Below are 704 nucleotides of genomic sequence, written 5' to 3'. Positions count from 1 at the left end.
TGAACGCTCGGATTGGCAGAGCTCATGGTCATTTCTGCGATGTTATCGTCGGCTTGGAAAACGAAAGCAACACGCTCGCCGATGGTATTACCCGATTGCGGCAGGAGGATCTTCAATGCGGGCAGATCGCCGGTATTTCCCGATCTCGCAACAGGCGCATCGTCAGACCCGTGCATATGGTGCATGCCCGGCTCGTGGTGTTGTGCGTGGGCTGGAGCCGCGACCAGAGCGCCAGCCACAAGAATCATGCACCAAATGAATTGTTCGAATCTATCGCCAAACCGGCTGAGACGGGATGATATTTGCATGCTTTGCTCCTTTGTTTGCGAGCCCTGAAAGATCTCCACTAATTCAGTGCACATGCTGAGCGGGTGGCGGGAGAATTTTTGACTCTCTATTGAGAACTCGGACCTGCGAGATCAGCTCGTCGGAATTTTGCCAATCACATTCGTCCTCCTCTTGCAACCAGCGCGCACGGATGTATCCGAACCTGTCGATTAGGAATTCCATGGAATGTCTTCCCATTTCCAAACGCTTGGGATCTCCACGATTTGTAGTGCTTCGGGAGAGCAGATCGTAACTTTCTCTAACCTCTTGTGCTCCATGCCGGACATTCGGGACGCCCGCCGCCAGCTTTGCGTCCGGCGACACGATAATCGCCCACAATCGTTCTTTCCGGAATCTTTTCTGCTCAAGGCGTAGCT

Annotated in this window: 2 protein-coding genes; one reads left to right on the top strand and one right to left on the bottom strand. The window is 53.4% G+C overall.

All coding sequences use genetic code 11. The annotated features are described in order from the left end of the window. On the top strand, window positions 1-299 hold a 299-nt coding region (locus AC628_RS44655; RefSeq protein WP_168193556.1), incomplete at its 5' end, for a hypothetical protein. A 52-nt stretch (window positions 300-351) separates the two neighbouring features. On the opposite strand, the gene AC628_RS45015 is transcribed toward AC628_RS44655, so the two are convergent. Further along, on the bottom strand, window positions 352-704 hold a 353-nt coding region (locus AC628_RS45015), incomplete at its 5' end, for a hypothetical protein (RefSeq protein ID WP_210190343.1).

It is taken from the genome of Bradyrhizobium sp. NAS96.2 (genome assembly GCF_001908235.1).
Taxonomy (GTDB): Bacteria; Pseudomonadota; Alphaproteobacteria; order Rhizobiales; family Xanthobacteraceae; genus Bradyrhizobium.
This window is presented reverse-complemented; position numbering and strand designations above follow the sequence as displayed.